Raw genomic sequence first — 995 nt, 5'->3', positions numbered from 1 at the left:
AGCAGGGAGATTCGGGATGGCGGATCGTGTTTTGGGTCAGTTGAGTCTGGCGGACGGTCTGGCGGCGTCGGATGAGACGATTTTCGACCTAGTATCGAAGGAACTGGACTGGGCGCCGATCCGAACATTGCTGGGTCAGCGCAGCGGTCCTGGCTCGGGCAACACCAGCTATCCGGCGGAACCGCTGGTGCGCTGTCTTTTGCTGGGCATGTGGCATGGGCTGAGCGATCCGGCGCTTGAGGCGCAGATCCGGGACCGATTGTCGTTCCGCCGCTTTGCCGGTTTCAGCCTTTCGGACCGCACGCCCGACCATTCGACACTGTGGCGCTTCCGCGAGGAGCTGACGCGTGAGCGACTGATCGACAAGGTCTTTGAGGAGATCAACCGTCAGCTGGAGGAGAAGGGCCTGATCGTCAAGCGCGGCACCTTGGTCGATGCCACGTTCCTGCAGGCTCGTGGCCGTCCGCCCAAGCAGCCGAAGAAGGGCCACCAAGGTCCGGTCAAGCCGTCGGCCGACAAGGATGCGCGTTGGGGCAAGAAGGGCAAGAAGAGCACCTTCGGCTACAAGATGCACATCGGCGTCGACCAGGAGCACACCTTGATCCGGCGTGTCGAGGCGAGCGACGCCTCGGTCACCGACACCGAGCCGGCCGACCAGTTGATCTGCGGCGACGAGAAGGCGGCCTATGGCGATCAAGCCTATTACACCCACGCCCGCCATGCCCGGCTCGCCGCCGCCAACATTAAGGACCGGCTGATGCGGCGGCCCAACAAGCATCACCCCGAGTTGCCGCCGCGCCACAAGCTGCGCAACCGGCTGATCGCCAAGGTGCGGGCGGCAGTGGAGCGGCCTTTCGCCGTGTTCAAGGAGCGTTACGGCATGCGACGCCTGCGCTTCTTCAACCTCGCCACCAACCGCACGCAGTGCATACTGGCCGCCTGCGCTTACAATCTGCGCACCATGATTGGCGTCCTCTATCCACCCGATGAGAGGC

General features: G+C 63.9%; 1 protein-coding gene. It reads left to right on the top strand.

The window, feature by feature from the left end:
• Positions 1-16: 16 nt before the first annotated feature.
• Positions 17-995: IS5 family transposase (locus tag EOC93_RS33550; RefSeq protein WP_127206757.1), on the top strand; the 979-nt coding region annotated here is incomplete at its 3' end.

The sequence above is a fragment of the Mesorhizobium sp. M6A.T.Ce.TU.002.03.1.1 genome (assembly GCF_003997275.1).
Classification (GTDB): domain Bacteria; phylum Pseudomonadota; class Alphaproteobacteria; order Rhizobiales; family Rhizobiaceae; genus Mesorhizobium; species Mesorhizobium mediterraneum.
Note: the sequence above shows the minus strand (reverse complement) of the source record. Positions and strands in the feature narration are given on the sequence as shown.